We start from the raw sequence: 16,066 nt of genomic DNA on the forward strand, positions 1-16,066 counted from the left end.
TAAAATCTATTCTTGATTTCGCTAAATAAAATGTATACAACAAAGTCCATAAATATTTGAAATAAAAAAACTCCTTAATTTCTTAAGGAGTTTCTTGGTGGGCGATGAGGGGTTCGAACCCCCGACCACTTCCGATGAAATCGGAATGCTCTGAATCAGCTGAGCTAATCTTTTTTTAAAATTAATTCTTGAATCTTAATTCTACTTTTCCAAGATTTAATTTGTAGTTCTCTCTTGTGAGCTAGTTCTTTAGTTTGGTAGTTTTCGATATAAACAACTTTCCAGTCGTTTACATTTCCAGTAAAGCCTTTGCTTTTTTGATTATGTCTAACAAGCCTTTCTTCTAAATTAGAAGTGAATCCAATATAAAATCTATTCTTGATTTCGCTAAATAAAATGTATACAACAAAGTCCATAAATATTTGAAATAAAAAAACTCCTTAATTTCTTAAGGAGTTTCTTGGTGGGCGATGAGGGGTTCGAACCCCCGACCCCCTCGGTGTAAACGAGGTGCTCTGAACCAGCTGAGCTAATCGCCCTATTTTACTAGGTTGCTATCATTTTGTGATTGCGAGTGCAAATATAGGCTAGTTTTTCGCTTATGCAAAACATTTTTAAATAAATTTTGCTTTTTATTTTTACAAAATATTCAGTGGTCTAATATTTAGTGTTTTAAAAGATGAAAAATTTTCAATAAAATTGGTTTTAATACTGTTGAAGGGGCGTAATTGAGGGGCTAAGAGACTTAGCTGCTAAGATTCTAAGTTGAAAAATCGGTAAATTGTTCACGGATGTGACGGATTTTACAGATTTCCACAGATTTTTTTTACACAGTATTTAATAGACGAGAAAAATCCGCGCATATCCGTTTAATCAGTGTAGTCCGTGGCCAATTATTGTGCTGTTGAGATTAATCCTTTGTTCTGTTTTTGGTTTCAATCCAACGTGACATGTATTTTGTACTGGTTAAAGTGTGGTGCTGCAGTAATGCTCCAAAGAAATTGTCCAAACGATGCTGCGGTAAGTTGGAACGCAAAAAATTAATTTTGGTGGCAAAGTCATCCTCAAACTTTTCTTTAGAATACCGCTGATTGATAATGGCAATTCCGTTTTGTTGTGCGGCTGTCCAAAGGTTTTTGTCTTGGTACAATTGCACGGCAGCTTCTGTAAATTTATTTACATCATCAGTTACAAACCCATTCCATGGTAAATTTCCCTGCATAGATTCGGCGCCAATAGTGGTTGTAATACTCGGTGTTCCGCATTGCATGGCTTCAATTAGTTTTCCTTTTATACCCGCGCCAAAACGCAGGGGAGCCAAAACAATTTTCGCATTTTGCACTACTTCGTTGGCGTCAATCGCACGACCTTTGATATGAAAACCTTCTTTTGGTTGGTGTAATTGCATTACTTTTTGGGAAGGATAAGCACCATAAACATGAAGATTAGCATCAGGTAATTGCTTTCTCAATAAAGGCCAAATGGTTTCTTTAATATATTGAACTGCATTCCAATTGGGTTCGTGAAGAAAATTGCCTATAAAAATAAAGTCATTTCTTTCTTCAAAAGAAGGGAGTTTTTCAAAAGTCTTTTCCGAAATGGGTTCTAACAGAAAAGGCAAATAATACAGTAGTTTTTCGTCTATTTTAAAAGTTGTTTTTAATAATTCCATTTCAAACTCGGAAATCATTAGTGATAAGTCGCATCTCAAAATACTAGCGATTTCCCTTTTGGCGACTTCTTCTTTTAAAGTGTCAGCAATTGTGAAATTACGATGCGCCTTGAATGCTTTTTGTCTTGCCAATCGCAGACAATGTAAATCCTCGGTGTCTAATATTCGTAAGGCATCAGGACAGTTTTCGGCAACACGCCATCCGAATTGTTCTTCAATCATAAATCGGTCGAACAAAACAACAGTAGGATTCAGTTCTTTGACGAAAGCATCAAAGCTGGAGCAATTCAAAGCAATTGATTCCTTTTTTACATTCAATGATATCAAATCGACCATAAAATCACTGTCCATAGCCGGACTTGCAAACGTAATGACGTACCCTTGTTGCTGAAATTGAGCAATGAGTTGTAACATTCTGCCGCCTGCCGCCGAAGAATTGGGTTCAGGCCATACAAAACCAATGATTAAAAGCGTTTGAATTGGAGTCATGGTAATTAATTAATAATGTAGAAGGGCAAATGAATAAGTTTTTTTACCGCAGATTATCAGATTTTAAATTTAATTTTTATTATGTAGTTACCACTTTCAGTGGTATTAGCGCAAATTATTTTATAAAATAACAAAATACTGATTTTAAAAAAAAAACAAATCAGCGAATCTGCGGTCATTTTTAAACTTCTGCGTTTGCTTTAGATAATGATGCAAAATAATACAATTTAGATGGTTAAAGCATCATTTTTAAAGGAAAATCAACAGGAAAACACTAATTTTGCAGTACTAAAAATTACCTGTTATGCTTGGATTAAAATTAGTTACGGACCCACGTTGGGTAAATATAGTGGAAACCAATATTGAAGAAATATTGACTGATCACGCTTGGTGCGAACAAAAAGCGGCTTCGAATGCGATTAGTTTGATTACTTACAATTCGGAGTTGGAAGAACTGGTAACCGAGCTATTGGTTATTGCCAAAGAAGAATTGGATCACCTGCAATTGGTACACAATTTAATAAAAAGCAGAGGGTTGACATTGGGCAGGGAACGAAAAGATCATTATGTGAATGAGCTTTTTAAATTTATGAAAAAAGACGGAAGCCGCAAAGATGCTTTGGTGGATCGATTATTGTTTTCGGCTATGATCGAAGCCAGAAGCTGCGAGCGATTCAAAGTATTGTCAGAAAATATAAAAGATCCTGAATTGGCTAAATTTTATAGAGATCTTATGATTTCGGAAGCAGGCCATTATACTACTTTCCTTGGCTTTGCGAGAAAATATGTAGACAATTTTGATGTAGATAAGCGTTGGCAAGAATGGATTGAATTTGAAACTTCGATTATTGTCAATTACGGTAAAAACGAAACCGTGCACGGATAATTTATAAAGTTAATTTAAGTCGCTAGTGCTTAGTCCTCATTTCTTAGTGATTAGTTTTGAGGAAACTATAAAAGTTGAACTTATTTGCGGTTTTTTACAAATACTGCATAAACTAATTACTAAGGACTACTCACTAATTACTATTCTCACTATTAATTCATACCAAAAACACACATGAGTACAACCAATTTTAAATCAATTTTTTTTAAAATATTAAAATATACAGGAATTACACTTGTGGTTTTATTGGCGCTGATGTTTATTACACCTTTGGTTTTCTCGGATAAAATTCGGGAACAGGTAAAGAAGACAGCCAATGAAAAATTAAACGGAGAGTTGAATTATTCGGAAGCAAATGTTTCATTTTTCACCCATTTTCCTTCATTGACCTTGACTTTGACTGATTTTAAACTCAACGGTTCGGCTCCTTTTCAAAATGAAAAATTCATCGCCGCCGATGAGGTCGCTTTCGGAATCAACTTGAGCAGTCTTGTTTTTGGGAAAACTGTAAAAGTTGATCAAATTTTCCTTTCCAATTCCTTGATTAATGTCAAAGTAAACAAAAAAGGCGAGGCCAATTATAATGTGTACATCGCCGAGACAGCAACCGCTCCAAAAGAAGAATCGGAAACGGGGTTAAAATTGGAGGAGATCGAAATCACAAACAGTAAACTTATTTATGACGATCAATCTGCGAATATTCACGTCGATGCCTTCGGGTTCAATTATTTAGGGAATGGAGATTTTAGCAAGGCAATATTTGCTTTGCATTCGAAGGCAAAAATTGAAAAATTAAATGTCATATATGAAAATGAACCCTACTTGATGAATAAAAAAGTGGACGGGGATTTGATTACAAAAATAAACACCAATTCGCTGTCTTTTGTTTTTGAACAAAACGACCTTTTCATTAATAAGCTGTTGGTTGATTTTACTGGAAAGTTTGATTTTTTGAAAGATGGTTATGATATTGACTTTAAATTAAAATCGAATAAAAGTAATTTGAATGATCTTTTTACTGCTTTTCCACCAAAGTATATTACTTGGTTAAAAGACACCGAATTAAAAGGAAGTGTAGATTTACTGCTGACACTTAAAGGGAAATACATTGCATCTCAAAATCTTGGGCCTGATTTAAATTTGGATTTTAAAGTAAAAAACGGATTTGTAAATTATAAAAAAAGCGCTTTTCCGGTTTCCAACTTAAGTATGGACATTGCTACAAAAGTGCCGTCTTTGAATCCAGAACTTTTACAGTTGGATGCCAAAAATGTATCTTTAAATATTGGGAAAAATTATCTTAAGACTCAGTTGAAAATGAGCGGAATGACTACTCCAGACATTGATTTAGTTTTGAATTCCCAAATCGATTTGGAGAAATTAAATCGTGCGCTTGGAGTTACGGATATAGAATTAAAAGGAATGCTTGTGAGTGATTTGAAAGCCAAAGGCAAATACGATCAAAAACAAAGACTTTTTCCAAACGCAAGCGGAAATTTGAATTTGAAAAATGGTTTTGTCAAAACTCCATATTATCCAAATCCAATAACTGATATTAATATTGTTTCGAAAATTGATAATCAAAAAGGGACTTATGATGGTCTTTCGGTAGTGTTGAAACCTGCAGGTTTTACTTTTGAAGGAGAACCTTTCTTGGTGGAAGCTGATTTGAAAAATTTTGATGATTTGAATTATGATATTAAGGCCAAAGGAACTTTGAATATCAGTAAAATTTACAAGGTGTTTTCCCAAAAAGGATTGGATGTTGATGGTTTCATCAAAGCGGATTTAGTTTTAAAAGGAACCCAAAGCGATGCTGAAAAAGGGAACTACAGTAAATTACATAATAAAGGAACGCTTGAGCTTCGAAACATAAATGTTGAAACGGAGTATTTGCCTAAATCATTATTGATTAAAGAAGGAATATTCAGATTCAATCAGGATAAAATGTCTTTCAACACCTTTTTGGCTTCCTATGGTCAATCCGATTTTAAGCTGAATGGTTATTTGCAAAATGTATTCAATTTTATGTCTTCCAAAAAGGGTACTTTAAGAGGGTCATTTACCTTAAATTCAAAATACATCAATGTTGACGAGTTTATGTCTAGTACATCGACAGCTACAGTTGCTGCAACAAGTGCTGATTCGAATAGTGCTCCAAAAACAACAGCTAAAGAGACCGGAGTAATCTTGATTCCGGCAAATTTGGATTTGCAATTTTATGCCACAGCGCACAAAATCAATTATCAAGGGCTTATACTCCAGGACGGTAAAGGTGCGATGAAAATGAAAAACGGAAAAATTGTAATGCAGAATACAGGGTTCAATTTGATTGGTTGTAATGTTGCGATGAATGCTGCTTATCAAGGATTCACTCCCAAAAAAGCAGTCTTTGAGTATGAAATCAAAGCCACTGATTTTGATATAAAACGAGCTTACAAGGAAGTGAAGATGTTCAAAGAAATGGCAAGCGCCGCTGAAAATGCCGAGGGAATCGTATCTTTGGATTACAAAATTAAAGGAAGGCTGAACCAACAAATGATGCCAGTTTATCCTTCATTGATTGGAGGAGGTGTACTGTCCATTAAAGATGTAAAAGTAAAAGGGATGAAAATGTTTACTGCAGTGAGTCAAACCACCGATCATGAAGCCATTAAAAACCCAGAACTCTCCAAAGTTGATATCAAATCAACGGTTAAAAATAATATCATTACTATTGAACGTTTTAAGTTTAAGTTTGCAGGTTTTAGGCCAAGAATAGAAGGAACATCAAGTCTGGACGGTAAATTGAATATCAAAATGAGATTGGGATTACCTCCGTTAGGGATTATTGGAATTCCGTTAACGGTTACAGGAACTAAGGACAATCCTAAAGTGAATGTGGGAAGAAAAGGGGATGAGATTGAGGAAACTCAAGACACTGAAGAGTAATTTCTGTAGAATGGAATACAAAAAGAAACAGTACAAATTGCACTTCATTGTCAAGGCAGTTTGTACTGTTTTTTTATATTATTTTGAAGCGCTTGGTAAATTATGGTAAATAAAATCTCCATGAACTCCCGTGAAAACTAATTTCAGCTGATCAAAAAAAGCTTTACTGTCAGCTTCTTTTGGCCAAGCGGCTTTTTCTAATTCATCGCGCTTTAGGTTTGATTTTTCTATGTCGCTGAAAGAATTATAAAAAACAGCTTCCATAAAATCTCTGCTGTCAGAACCCCAAGCGTGACGGAAAGGATAATAGCCCTGGATGTAAGGGTCTTTCAGGGTAACTTTCTCGTTGTACTCTTTCATCCCTTTTCCTTTTCCGGTCATAGATAATTGGGATTTTCGGATGTAAACAATCATTGGCTCTTTTGAAGTGGCTTTAAATTCTTTCATACCTATTGTCTCAATCGAGGAATAAATTTCGTCCGAGTGGAACGTATCATAATAGCTTTTCTGTTTGTCAAAAAAAGCAGTTCTTGCTTTTTCATCAGGCCAGGCTTTTTTGACAAGATCATCTGTGATTGCTTCTGATTTCTCAATATCTTCCCAAGTTTTGTAGACATTTACCAAAATGATTTCGGTGCTATTAGCGGTATAATAGTGAGTGAGGATTTCGAATCCAATTATTAAATCATTTTTGCTAGTCACTTTGTCAAAGTACTCTTGTTCCGTTGCCTTCCAGTCTTTACCGTCAGTCTCTAAATTTCTGTGTAGGGTTGTCATGATAATAAATACAGGTTTGGGGGGGTCTTGAGCATGAATATCCATGCTTAGGAGGAATGTTAAAATTAACATTCCCAACGAAAAAAAAGGTCTCTTTCTCATAATAAATTAAAAATTAAATGATTAATTAACATAAAACACTTATAAAGTTAGTTAATTGTTAATCAAGTAATTATGAATTATGAATTTATTTTTAAGAGAAAAATTAAGAATTGTTTAAACCTCTTTATTTAACGGTAATTCAGCAACAACAAAGGTGCTCCCGCCAATATAGATAAAATCGTTTTTTGTAGAATTATTCTGAGCAGTGTTATAAGCTTCTGTAACAGAATTGTAGGTATCGCCAGTTAACGAAAACTGTAGTGCTTTTTTATGTAACAAATTAGCATCAAGCCCTCTAGGAATATTTGGTTTGCAAAAGTAATAGGTTGCGTCCTTTGGAAATAATGGTAATACTTCGTCCAGTTCTTTGTCATTAACAACTCCCAGCACAATATGCAAGTGGTTGAAAGTTTCTTTTTGTATTTGTTTCAAAACAATTTCGAGGCCGTTTTTGTTGTGTGCTGTGTCGCAAATCACTTTTGGTTTTTCGCCCAGTTGTTGCCATCTTCCTAATAATCCGGTGTTTTTTACCACATGTAGCAATCCCGATTTTATGTTCTCGTCACCAACTTTAAAATTGGTTTGTTCATTTAAAATTTTAAAGGTTTGAATAACCGTTTTTTTATTGTGTTCTTGATAATCACCAATTAAATCGGAAGGATATGTTTCTGAAATTAAATCGGAAGCAAAGTAGATTTTAGCATTATTTGCTGCGGCTTTCACCAAAAAAACAGGTTGGGTTTCAGGAGTATATTCTCCAATAATCACAGGGACTTCAGGTTTGATAATTCCAGCTTTTTCAGTTGCAATTAATTCCAAGGTGTTTCCCAAAAACTGAACGTGATCAATACCTATGTTAGTAATTATAGAAACTAATGGTGTGATAATGTTTGTGGCATCCAGTCTTCCACCCAATCCCACTTCGATAATGGCGATATCCGTTTTTTCTTTTGCAAAATATTCAAAGGCCAATCCAACCGTCATTTCGAAGAAACTCATGTCATTGACCTCAAAAAAGGATTTGTGTTGCTCTATGAATTCGCAAACAAAGGCTTCGGAAATTTCAGCGCCATTAATTTTGATGCGTTCCCTAAAATCTTTTAAATGCGGAGAAGTGTATAGTCCTACTTTATATCCCGATTCTTGTAGGATTGAAGCCAGCATATGCGAAGTAGAGCCTTTGCCATTGGTTCCGGCAACGTGGATGCATTTTATCTTTTTATGCGGATTATCAAGATGTTCTGCCAGCAAATGGATATTGGTCAAGTCTTTTTTATAAGCCGAAGCCCCTTGCAATTGATACATTGGAAGTTGATTAAACATCCAGTTTGTGGTTTCTTGATAGTTCATTATTTTTTGATAAAATAGTTGTAAATTGAAATAATTTTCGCTTTTTTTAGTTTAATATTACAGTGAAAAATAGTTTCTACAAAATTGAAATATTTTTTAGAATTAATGATTATAAACCCAGAATAATATATGTTTAGTTTTATACAATTACAAGCTGATACTCTTGCTAATGCTGCGTCCAATGTTGTTATCGAAAAAATAGCACCCAATACAGAAATCTCCGTTTTAGGCTTTATTCTAAAAGGAGGATTTTTTTTAATACCAATTGCGATACTGTTATTTTACACCTTTTATCTGATTATAGAACGCTATTTGTACATTAATAAAAAGGCAAAAGTGGATCCACTTTTGATGCGAGATGTTAAAGATCACCTGACTGCAGGAAATTTTGATTTGGCTCATTCCATAACAGAGAGAACCAATACCGCATCTGGAAATGTGATTAAAGAAGGAATCTTATTAATAGGTCGCCCCATTGCCGAAATTGAATCAAACATGGATCGCGCCGCCGATATCGAAATTGCCGAAATGGAACAACATTTAGGACAATTGGGATTGATCGCAGGTATTGCACCAACGCTAGGATTTATCGGAACTATTTCGGGGGTAATCAAGATTTTTTACAGTATTTCAGTAACGGAAAACATTAGTATCGGTAATATTTCGGGAGGTTTGTATGAAAAAATGATCAGTAGTGGTTCGGGATTAATTGTGGGAATCATAGCTTACAGTGCTTACCACTTGCTGAACGGGAAGATTGATAATTATGCTCTGAAAGTGCAAAAACAAATATTAGAATTCGTGAACATTATTCAAAAAGCATAAGCCATGTCAATCAAAAGAAAAAGAAGATTTCACGCCGAAGTCGCTACTTCATCCTTGAGTGACATCATGTTTTTTTTGTTGCTGTTTTTCCTAATTATCTCCACTTTGGCTAATCCGAACGTTATAAAAATGACGCTGCCAAAAGCCAAAGCCAATGAAAAAACCAATAAACAGTACATCAGTTTATCGGTTACCGAAGATAAGAAATTCTATATCGACAAACAACTTGTTGCTTACGAAGAACTAGAAACTACTTTGATGTCAAAAATAAACACTCAAAAAGACCAAACGGTTATTGTTAGAATTCCGTTCAATCTGCAGGTACAGGATTTGGTCGATGTATTGCAAATAGGAGTGAAGAACAACTTAAAATTCGTCATCGCTACGAGTCCGAAATAAAATTAAAAATTTCGATTTGAGCGTGGCCATAATGGAAAATGGGACTACTTTAGATTATCTGGAGGGTTCCATTTTTTATTGCGCTTTTGCTAGTGTAAAAAGATTTCAATCTAATTCGGAAAAACTAATTCATGTATTCTAAAATCCAAAATATCTAATTTCATTGATACCTTTTCGAGTAATAATGATGAGGTGTATTTTTCGACTGGTGGCAATTGTACTTGCTTTTATTTCTAGCCTCTAGTATATTGGTGCTATTTTAAATCTTTTAAAATCCGTAACTTAGTGCCTAGCTAAACTTTATAATCATGAGAGTTTTATTTATTTTTATTCTGCTCTTGACAGTACAATCGTGTGCTACAAAAAAGGATATTGATAAACGACTGTTGCCTGAAGGAATTAAATCGGCAACCGAAGAAATGTATGTAATAGTAAATGATCAGAAAAAACTTTTGTATAAAAAAGAAATGTTCTTTACTAAAAATGGCCGTATAAAATACTCCAAAACTGTTGATGCTGCAGGTAATCTATTGCAAGAAACAGAAAAAAAAATATGGTTTGTAGTAGAATCGTATTCGGATAAAGAACCTTATTACTGTAAAACACGTTGGAAACCTAATCAGCGTGAACGTATCAGTTGCTATTCTAGAAAACAATACAAACAAAACGAAAGTATCTATTACTATAATACAGATGGAACTATTGACAAAATAGCCGATAATTTTACACCTTTCTATACGCAGTATTTTTATTACACCAACAAAGAACTATCCCGAATTGTTATCAAGGATGAAAAAGATAAACTTATTGACGAAGTTACAGTTAACTGTGCAACCAAAGATGAAAAAGGGACTTGCTTAAAAGAGATTAGAAATTCGAATGTAACCAACAAAAAAGAAGAGATTCTCTTTTTTCCGAATTATTTTAATTCAAATTGAAATTGTAAACGATTTTCCCAACCTGTTTTTCGGGAGCGTCATTGCTTGCATCCCACTTGGTATTCATGGCTGCAATTCGAGCTTGATCCAATAAACATTTTGCGGTATTGGTCGTGCCTTTGATACCTGCAACTGCATTGATAGTATTTCCGTTTCGATCCACAGAAACTTCGACAACCACTTTGCCAGATTCGTTGCAAGTGTATTTGGGAGCAGGTTTGGAAAGTGCTTTTCGGTTACCGAGAGAATAACCTGAACCGCCGCCAGAGCCACCACCAGAACCGCCGCCGCTACCCGGTCCGTAACCACTGCCGTTACCAATGCCGGTTCCTGTTCCATTTCCATCGCCTGTACCGCCGCCAGAACCTCCTGTGCCGTAGTAACCAGTTGCGGCTAGACTTCCGTTGGATTTTCCTTTGTTGCCAGCAGTTTTGTCATCGCCATCACCGCCTTTTTTGGAACCTTTTAGAATACTAGACAAAGCGTCATTGGTAGAATTAGAAACTTTTGGTTTAACAACTTCGGGCTTAACTTCTGGTTTTACTACAACTTCCGTTTTTTTAGGTTTCTCTTTTTGCGGAATAACTACGCTTTCTTCGGTTGCATTTTCTTGAGATAAAATGGCTTCGTCGGGAGTGCTTTTGGCGGGAGCTTGTTTGGCTTGATTTTGTACATTCAAAACCTCGCTTTTTGTATTTTTTCCAGATCCCAAATCACTGTCACCAAAATTTAAGGTAACACCGCCACCACCTCCGCCGCCATCAGCGAGTGCTACATTGTTTTCCGGATTATATGGCGGCCAAAAACGGATGAAAAACAACAGCAATAGTAAGGATGCATAAATGAGTATAGATAGAGCTAATGATTTCTTTTGATCGTTGGAAAGGGTAGAACTCATTTTAGAAATTGAATTAAAAAAGTGTACTTATAAAAACGTTGAAAAGTACTAAAAATTGTCAAGAATAAAAAACGACTGAAGTGTTAAACCTAGAATAGTCAATAAAAAAAAACACGGATCAAACAGTTTTAAAGCCGTTCGATCCGTGTTGGAGATTTTGAATAATATTGTATTTTTTATGTCAATTGCTTTAAGGCAATTTCAAACGCCGTAGCACTAATGTTTGTTTTAGATTTGTTTAAAGCGTGAGCTTTTGCTATGGCTTTTTTGATCGTTTCGGAAGTGTCGTTGAAAATGGCTTCGTCAGTCATTTGAACTTTCTTTTCCATGAAGTAAGCAAAAACTCTTGCCATTCCGCAATTCGAAATGAAATCAGGGATCAAGCTTACTTTATGATCTACTTCTTCCATGATCGAACCAAAGAAAATTTCTTTGTCTGCAAACGGAACGTTAGCACCACATGAAATTACTTCCAATCCGTTGGCAATTAAGCTGTCAATTTGACTTTGAGCCACCAATCTCGAAGCAGCACATGGAGTGAATATTTCTGCTCCAATAGTCCAGATCTTTTGGTTGATTTCCTCAAAAGGAATCATATTGTCAGCAACCAATTTGTTTCCGTCTTTGTCAAGGAATAATGTTTTTATTTCTTCAAAAGTAAAACCTTCTTCGTTGATTAATCCACCGTCTCTGTCAATGATACCAATAATTTTGGCTCCCATTTCGGCTAAATAAAATGCTGCAGCCGAACCTACATTTCCAAAACCTTGTACAATGGCTTTCTTTCCTTTTACAGAGCCACCATAAATATCGTAAAAATGGCGAACTGCTTCGGCTACACCGTAACCGGTAATCATATCAGCAATCGTATATTTTCTGGTTACGTCTGGTGAGAATCTTGGGTTTTCAATTACTTTAATCACACCTTGACGCAATTGTCCAATTCTATTGATTTTATCGGCTTCGGTAGGTTTGAAATGTCCGTTGAAAACACCTTCCTGCGGATGCCAAACGCCACATTCCTCTGTCATTGGAATTACTTCGTGAATTTCATCCACGTTCAAATCTCCACCTGTTCCGTAATAACTTTTTAATAAAGGGGAAACCGCTTTGTACCAACGTTGTAAAACGCCTTTTTTGCGGGGATCGTTCGGGTCAAAATTAATTCCTGATTTAGCACCACCAATTGCTGGTCCAGAAACCGAAAATTTCACTTCCATAGTTTTTGCCAATGACAAAACCTCATTCATATCCAAACCTTTTCTCATTCGGGTTCCACCACCTGCAGCACCACCGCGAAGCGAGTTGATTACTGTCCAACCTTCAGCCTCGGTTTCGGAATCTTTCCAGTTAAAAATAATTTCAGGGGCTTTATTTTCAAATTGCTGCAATAAATCTTTCATATTGTTGTGATATATTTATTTTTGGCAAATATATAAAAGGTTTTATGAGAAATATGTATTTGAAATGTTTTTTTGTTTTTCACTTTAAATCATAGTTTAAAACTAGTGGTTTTAAAGCTTTTTTACTTTAGCTTCTATATAAATGCAGTCATTTTGTGAATAATCAGTCTGTTAATCAAATCTATTGGCTTTGAGTACATGGCGGTTTAGTTTATAAAAAAAGTGTTTTAATACCGTCAATAGATGATATTAAAACACTTTTGAAAAGATAAAAATAATATTTTTAGATGCCTAATAAACTATTTTTTAATTCTTCATCTACAGGGTTGTCTCCCAACCAAATTCCAAAAAATACTTTTTTGAATTCAAAACCTTCAACTTTTCCTTTGAGTTCACGGTTTTTTATAACCCAAACAGATTTGTCTGCTGGATTATAAGTTAGTTCAAATACATCACCTTTAGTAATTTCATCAGATAAAAAACTTTTTAATAATTCCATTTTAGGTTTCAATGCATTGAAGTTGTCTCCTGCCGATTTTTCAAAGCCAGTATGCATAGCTCTAGTTAATTTACCAGAAGAAACTAATGCAGAAGTGATTTCAATTCGGATGGACATTTCTAAATTGTCATTAATGATTTCTTTTGGATTTTGAGATAATTGACTCAAATACAAGGCTTGGATATAGACTTCCACCCACATTTTGGATCTGGAGCCTGCACCATTCAGTTGCAAAGTTTTGTTTTCAAATTGCATTGTTCGAGGAATAGTCACTCCTTCGAATACGATTTGTTTTTGAGCGTATGCCTCAGAGATTATAGAGGTAATAACAAGAACTATTACTAATAGTATTTTTTTCATGTTTGGTAGGTATTTTATAATTTCGGGCAAAAATAATGCTAAATTATCAAAAAGATAATGTTCAGCGGGTTTTATTTTGTTAAATGCGCATATTACATCGTTTTTGTTGATTTGTTAGTCTGTAATTACAATCCTCTAGTAAATAAACACTTACATTGAAAGGCTAAGAAAGTTTTTAGCAGTCATAAATTACTCCAGAACTGTGGTCATATTTTGCACCTGTTACGCTTTGAAGAGCATTAACTTCTCCACGTATTTTAAGAACACCTAATAAAGCAAAAATTAAAGCTTCTTTGAATTCAAGAATTTTTTTCGATGGAATAATAATACTCATTTCAGGTAAGTGAAATTGAATTCTTTCGATTAGGAAATCATTATAAGCTCCTCCGCCAGTAGTCAATATGCTTCCTTTCTTCTTTGGTAAAGCCAATACGATTTGAATGGCAATATGTTCGGTATAGGTGAGTAATTTATCTTCGATGGATATTGGATAACATTCAATTATTGGTAAAATTATTTCTTTCACAAACTCAAAACCTAGAGATTTAGGGTGCTTTTTTTGATAAAATTCTAAGACATTCAATTCATTTAATAAATCAAGATTACAATTACCAGTTCGAGAAATATGACCTCTGTCATCATAGTCCAGTCCCAATTGATTGGCATAAAAATTTAGAACGGTGTTTACGGCTGAAATATCAAAAGCAATTCTAGTGTTGTTTTCTTCAAAAGAGACATTTGAAAAACCGCCAAGATTCATGCAATAATCATATTCAGAAAATAGGATGCGATCGCCAATGGGTACCAATGGAGCTCCTTGCCCTCCCAATTGAACATCTTGAACTCTAAAATCGCAAACTACTTTTTGTTGTGTCAATTTGGAAATCTCAGGTAAATTACCAATTTGTAGTGTAAAGCCATTTTGAGGCTGATGCAAAATGGTGTGTCCATGCGAACAAACAGCATCCAAATTTTCAAGAGAATGTTTTTTTATGAAATCAGCAATAATGGATGCCAACAGCTGAGTGTAGTTTTTGTTTAATTCTAATAGTTGGCTTTCGGTATAATCAACCGCAATTTTTAAAGTTGAAATCCAATTAGAATCGTAAGAAATGGTTTCGCATTCTAGGATTTTGAAAGACCATTTGTTGTCTTTTATTTGAAATTCAATATGAGCCAAATCGACTCCATCTAGCGAAGTTCCTGACATTACTCCGATAACGTTATAGTAATCTTTTTTCATAGGCCAAATTTACGATTCAAAATTGAAAATTTCATAATTAAAAAGTACCTTTGACCACATTTTTAAAACAAAAACCAACTTTTATTTTACATTATTATGGATTTTAATCTAACCGAAGAACAATTAATGATACAGCAAGCAGCGCGAGATTTTGCTCAAACTGAATTGTTGGAAGGAGTAATAGAAAGAGACGAACACTCGAAATTTCCTACTGAGCAGGTAAAAAAAATGGCTGAGCTTGGTTTCATGGGAATGATGGTTGATCCTAAATATGGAGGTTCAGGTCTGGATAGCGTTTCGTATGTTCTTGCAATTTCCGAAATTGCTAAAATTGATGCTTCGGCAGCTGTTATCATGTCTGTGAATAATTCATTGGTTTGTGCAGGATTAGAAAAATACTGTAATGAAGAGCAAAAAATGAAATATTTGGTTCCACTTGCCAAAGGAGAGGTGATTGGGGCATTTTGTTTATCGGAACCAGAAGCGGGTTCGGATGCGACTTCCCAAAAAACTACTGCGATTGACAAAGGGGATCATTATTTATTGAATGGAACCAAAAACTGGATCACCAATGGTGCTTCTGCTTCAACATATATTGTGATTGCTCAAACCGATGTAGAAAAAGGGCATAAAGGAATCAATGCTTTTATTGTAGAAAAAGGATGGGCTGGATTTGATATTGGTCCAAAAGAAAAGAAAATGGGAATTCGTGGTTCTGACACGCATTCTTTATTATTCAATGATGTGAAAGTGCCTAAAGAAAACAGAATTGGAGCTGATGGTTTTGGATTTAATTTTGCTATGGCGGTTTTGAATGGCGGGCGTATCGGTATTGCTTCGCAAGCTTTGGGAATTGCAACCGGTGCTTATGAGTTGGCTTTGAAATATTCCCAAGAACGTAAAGCTTTTGGTAAGGAAATTTTCAAACATCAAGCAATCGCTTTCAAATTAGCTGATATGGCTACTCAAATTTCGGCTGCGAGATTGTTGTGTTTTAATGCAGCATATCAAAAAGATCAAGGAATGGATATTTCCCAATCGGGAGCAATGGCCAAATTATTTGCCTCCCAAACTGCTATGGATACTACTATTGAGGCTGTACAGATTCACGGCGGAAACGGTTATGTAGCCGAGTATCATGTAGAGCGTATGATGCGTGATGCTAAAATCACCCAAATTTATGAAGGTACTTCTGAAATTCAACGTATTGTAATTTCAAGAACCTTAATTGCATAATCGTTTTTTTTTTTTTTTTTTTTTTTTTTTAACACATAAATCCAAAATTGAATTTTTG

14 protein-coding genes and 1 tRNA gene are annotated in these 16,066 nt (G+C 34.9%); 6 read left to right on the forward strand and 9 right to left on the reverse strand.

The features are described 5' to 3' along the window. Positions 1–164 precede the first annotated feature (164 nt). The 3 genes from B0E44_RS15560 to B0E44_RS15570 form a co-directional block, all read right to left on the reverse strand. On the reverse strand, positions 165–416 hold the full coding sequence (locus B0E44_RS15560; protein WP_077377319.1) for a GIY-YIG nuclease family protein: 252 nt from the start codon (positions 414–416) through the stop codon (positions 165–167). A 45-nt stretch (positions 417–461) separates the two neighbouring features. After that, positions 462–539, reverse strand: a tRNA-Val gene (locus tag B0E44_RS15565). Positions 540–910: 371 nt separating this feature from the next. Beyond that, positions 911–2,161 carry a glycosyltransferase gene (locus B0E44_RS15570; RefSeq protein WP_077377322.1) on the reverse strand — a complete coding sequence of 417 codons (1,251 nt, stop codon included), beginning with the start codon at positions 2,159–2,161 and terminating at the stop codon, positions 911–913. 304 nt (positions 2,162–2,465) lie between these two features. On the opposite strand from B0E44_RS15570, the gene B0E44_RS15575 reads away from it, so the two are divergent. Then, positions 2,466–3,047, forward strand: coding sequence for a tRNA-(ms[2]io[6]A)-hydroxylase (locus tag B0E44_RS15575; RefSeq protein ID WP_077377325.1), 582 nt, complete (start codon positions 2,466–2,468; stop codon positions 3,045–3,047). Positions 3,048–3,221: 174 nt separating this feature from the next. Further along, complete coding sequence (locus B0E44_RS15580) at positions 3,222–5,978, forward strand: AsmA-like C-terminal region-containing protein (RefSeq protein ID WP_077377328.1); 2,757 nt, start codon at positions 3,222–3,224, stop codon at positions 5,976–5,978. A 78-nt stretch (positions 5,979–6,056) separates the two neighbouring features. Here the strand turns inward: B0E44_RS15580 and B0E44_RS15585 are convergent, their stop codons facing one another. Both B0E44_RS15585 and B0E44_RS15590 read right to left on the reverse strand, forming a co-directional pair. Further along, a complete protein-coding gene (locus B0E44_RS15585; RefSeq protein ID WP_124019357.1) occupies positions 6,057–6,755 on the reverse strand; it encodes a hypothetical protein in 699 nt (232 codons plus the stop codon). Between the two features lie 216 nt (positions 6,756–6,971). Further along, positions 6,972–8,207, reverse strand: coding sequence for a folylpolyglutamate synthase/dihydrofolate synthase family protein (locus B0E44_RS15590; RefSeq protein ID WP_077377334.1), 1,236 nt, complete (start codon positions 8,205–8,207; stop codon positions 6,972–6,974). A gap of 129 nt (positions 8,208–8,336) precedes the next feature. Here B0E44_RS15590 and B0E44_RS15595 point away from each other — a divergent pair, with 129 nt between their 5' ends. From B0E44_RS15595 to B0E44_RS15605, 3 genes are all read left to right on the forward strand, one after another. Next, entirely contained in the window at positions 8,337–9,032 is a 696-nt protein-coding gene (locus tag B0E44_RS15595) for a MotA/TolQ/ExbB proton channel family protein (RefSeq protein ID WP_077377338.1), read from the forward strand. Positions 9,033–9,035: 3 nt separating this feature from the next. Then, positions 9,036–9,431 (forward strand): biopolymer transporter ExbD, encoded by a 396-nt coding sequence (locus tag B0E44_RS15600; protein WP_077377341.1) that lies wholly within the window; start codon positions 9,036–9,038, stop codon positions 9,429–9,431. Between the two features lie 308 nt (positions 9,432–9,739). Beyond that, positions 9,740–10,369, forward strand: coding sequence for a hypothetical protein (locus tag B0E44_RS15605; RefSeq protein WP_077377344.1), 630 nt, complete (start codon positions 9,740–9,742; stop codon positions 10,367–10,369). On the opposite strand, the gene B0E44_RS18885 is transcribed toward B0E44_RS15605, so the two are convergent. The 4 genes from B0E44_RS18885 to B0E44_RS15625 form a co-directional block, all read right to left on the reverse strand. Further along, complete coding sequence (locus B0E44_RS18885) at positions 10,356–11,267, reverse strand: hypothetical protein (RefSeq protein WP_077377347.1); 912 nt, start codon at positions 11,265–11,267, stop codon at positions 10,356–10,358. The genes B0E44_RS15605 and B0E44_RS18885 overlap by 14 nt on opposite strands. A 176-nt stretch (positions 11,268–11,443) precedes the next feature. Then, complete coding sequence (locus B0E44_RS15615) at positions 11,444–12,670, reverse strand: Glu/Leu/Phe/Val dehydrogenase dimerization domain-containing protein (RefSeq protein ID WP_077377350.1); 1,227 nt, start codon at positions 12,668–12,670, stop codon at positions 11,444–11,446. A 283-nt stretch (positions 12,671–12,953) separates the two neighbouring features. Continuing rightward, positions 12,954–13,529 (reverse strand): chalcone isomerase family protein, encoded by a 576-nt coding sequence (locus B0E44_RS15620; RefSeq protein WP_077377353.1) that lies wholly within the window; start codon positions 13,527–13,529, stop codon positions 12,954–12,956. A gap of 175 nt (positions 13,530–13,704) precedes the next feature. Further along, positions 13,705–14,772: an anhydro-N-acetylmuramic acid kinase gene (locus tag B0E44_RS15625; protein WP_077377356.1), complete on the reverse strand. Its 1,068-nt coding sequence runs from the start codon at positions 14,770–14,772 to the stop codon at positions 13,705–13,707. A 96-nt stretch (positions 14,773–14,868) separates the two neighbouring features. Here B0E44_RS15625 and B0E44_RS15630 point away from each other — a divergent pair, with 96 nt between their 5' ends. Continuing rightward, positions 14,869–16,008: an acyl-CoA dehydrogenase gene (locus B0E44_RS15630; RefSeq protein WP_077377359.1), complete on the forward strand. Its 1,140-nt coding sequence runs from the start codon at positions 14,869–14,871 to the stop codon at positions 16,006–16,008. Positions 16,009–16,066 lie beyond the last annotated feature (58 nt).

Source organism: Flavobacterium sp. A45 (assembly GCF_002001005.1).
Taxonomy (GTDB): domain Bacteria; phylum Bacteroidota; class Bacteroidia; order Flavobacteriales; family Flavobacteriaceae; genus Flavobacterium.

What these genes read in the sequence shown, in the direction of transcription:
- B0E44_RS15615 (WP_077377350.1), bottom strand. Translation starts at nt 12,670, where the DNA reads ATGAAAGATTTATTGCAGCAATTTGAAAATAAAGCCCCTGAAATTATT.
- B0E44_RS15605 (WP_077377344.1), top strand. Translation starts at nt 9,740, where the DNA reads ATGAGAGTTTTATTTATTTTTATTCTGCTCTTGACAGTACAATCGTGT.
- B0E44_RS15620 (WP_077377353.1), bottom strand. Translation starts at nt 13,529, where the DNA reads ATGAAAAAAATACTATTAGTAATAGTTCTTGTTATTACCTCTATAATC.
- B0E44_RS15575 (WP_077377325.1), top strand. Translation starts at nt 2,466, where the DNA reads ATGCTTGGATTAAAATTAGTTACGGACCCACGTTGGGTAAATATAGTG.
- B0E44_RS15625 (WP_077377356.1), bottom strand. Translation starts at nt 14,772, where the DNA reads ATGAAAAAAGATTACTATAACGTTATCGGAGTAATGTCAGGAACTTCG.
- B0E44_RS15585 (WP_124019357.1), bottom strand. Translation starts at nt 6,755, where the DNA reads ATGACAACCCTACACAGAAATTTAGAGACTGACGGTAAAGACTGGAAG.
- B0E44_RS15570 (WP_077377322.1), bottom strand. Translation starts at nt 2,161, where the DNA reads ATGACTCCAATTCAAACGCTTTTAATCATTGGTTTTGTATGGCCTGAA.
- B0E44_RS15580 (WP_077377328.1), top strand. Translation starts at nt 3,222, where the DNA reads ATGAGTACAACCAATTTTAAATCAATTTTTTTTAAAATATTAAAATAT.
- B0E44_RS15595 (WP_077377338.1), top strand. Translation starts at nt 8,337, where the DNA reads ATGTTTAGTTTTATACAATTACAAGCTGATACTCTTGCTAATGCTGCG.
- B0E44_RS15560 (WP_077377319.1), bottom strand. Translation starts at nt 416, where the DNA reads ATGGACTTTGTTGTATACATTTTATTTAGCGAAATCAAGAATAGATTT.
- B0E44_RS15590 (WP_077377334.1), bottom strand. Translation starts at nt 8,207, where the DNA reads ATGAACTATCAAGAAACCACAAACTGGATGTTTAATCAACTTCCAATG.
- B0E44_RS18885 (WP_077377347.1), bottom strand. Translation starts at nt 11,267, where the DNA reads ATGAGTTCTACCCTTTCCAACGATCAAAAGAAATCATTAGCTCTATCT.
- B0E44_RS15600 (WP_077377341.1), top strand. Translation starts at nt 9,036, where the DNA reads ATGTCAATCAAAAGAAAAAGAAGATTTCACGCCGAAGTCGCTACTTCA.
- B0E44_RS15630 (WP_077377359.1), top strand. Translation starts at nt 14,869, where the DNA reads ATGGATTTTAATCTAACCGAAGAACAATTAATGATACAGCAAGCAGCG.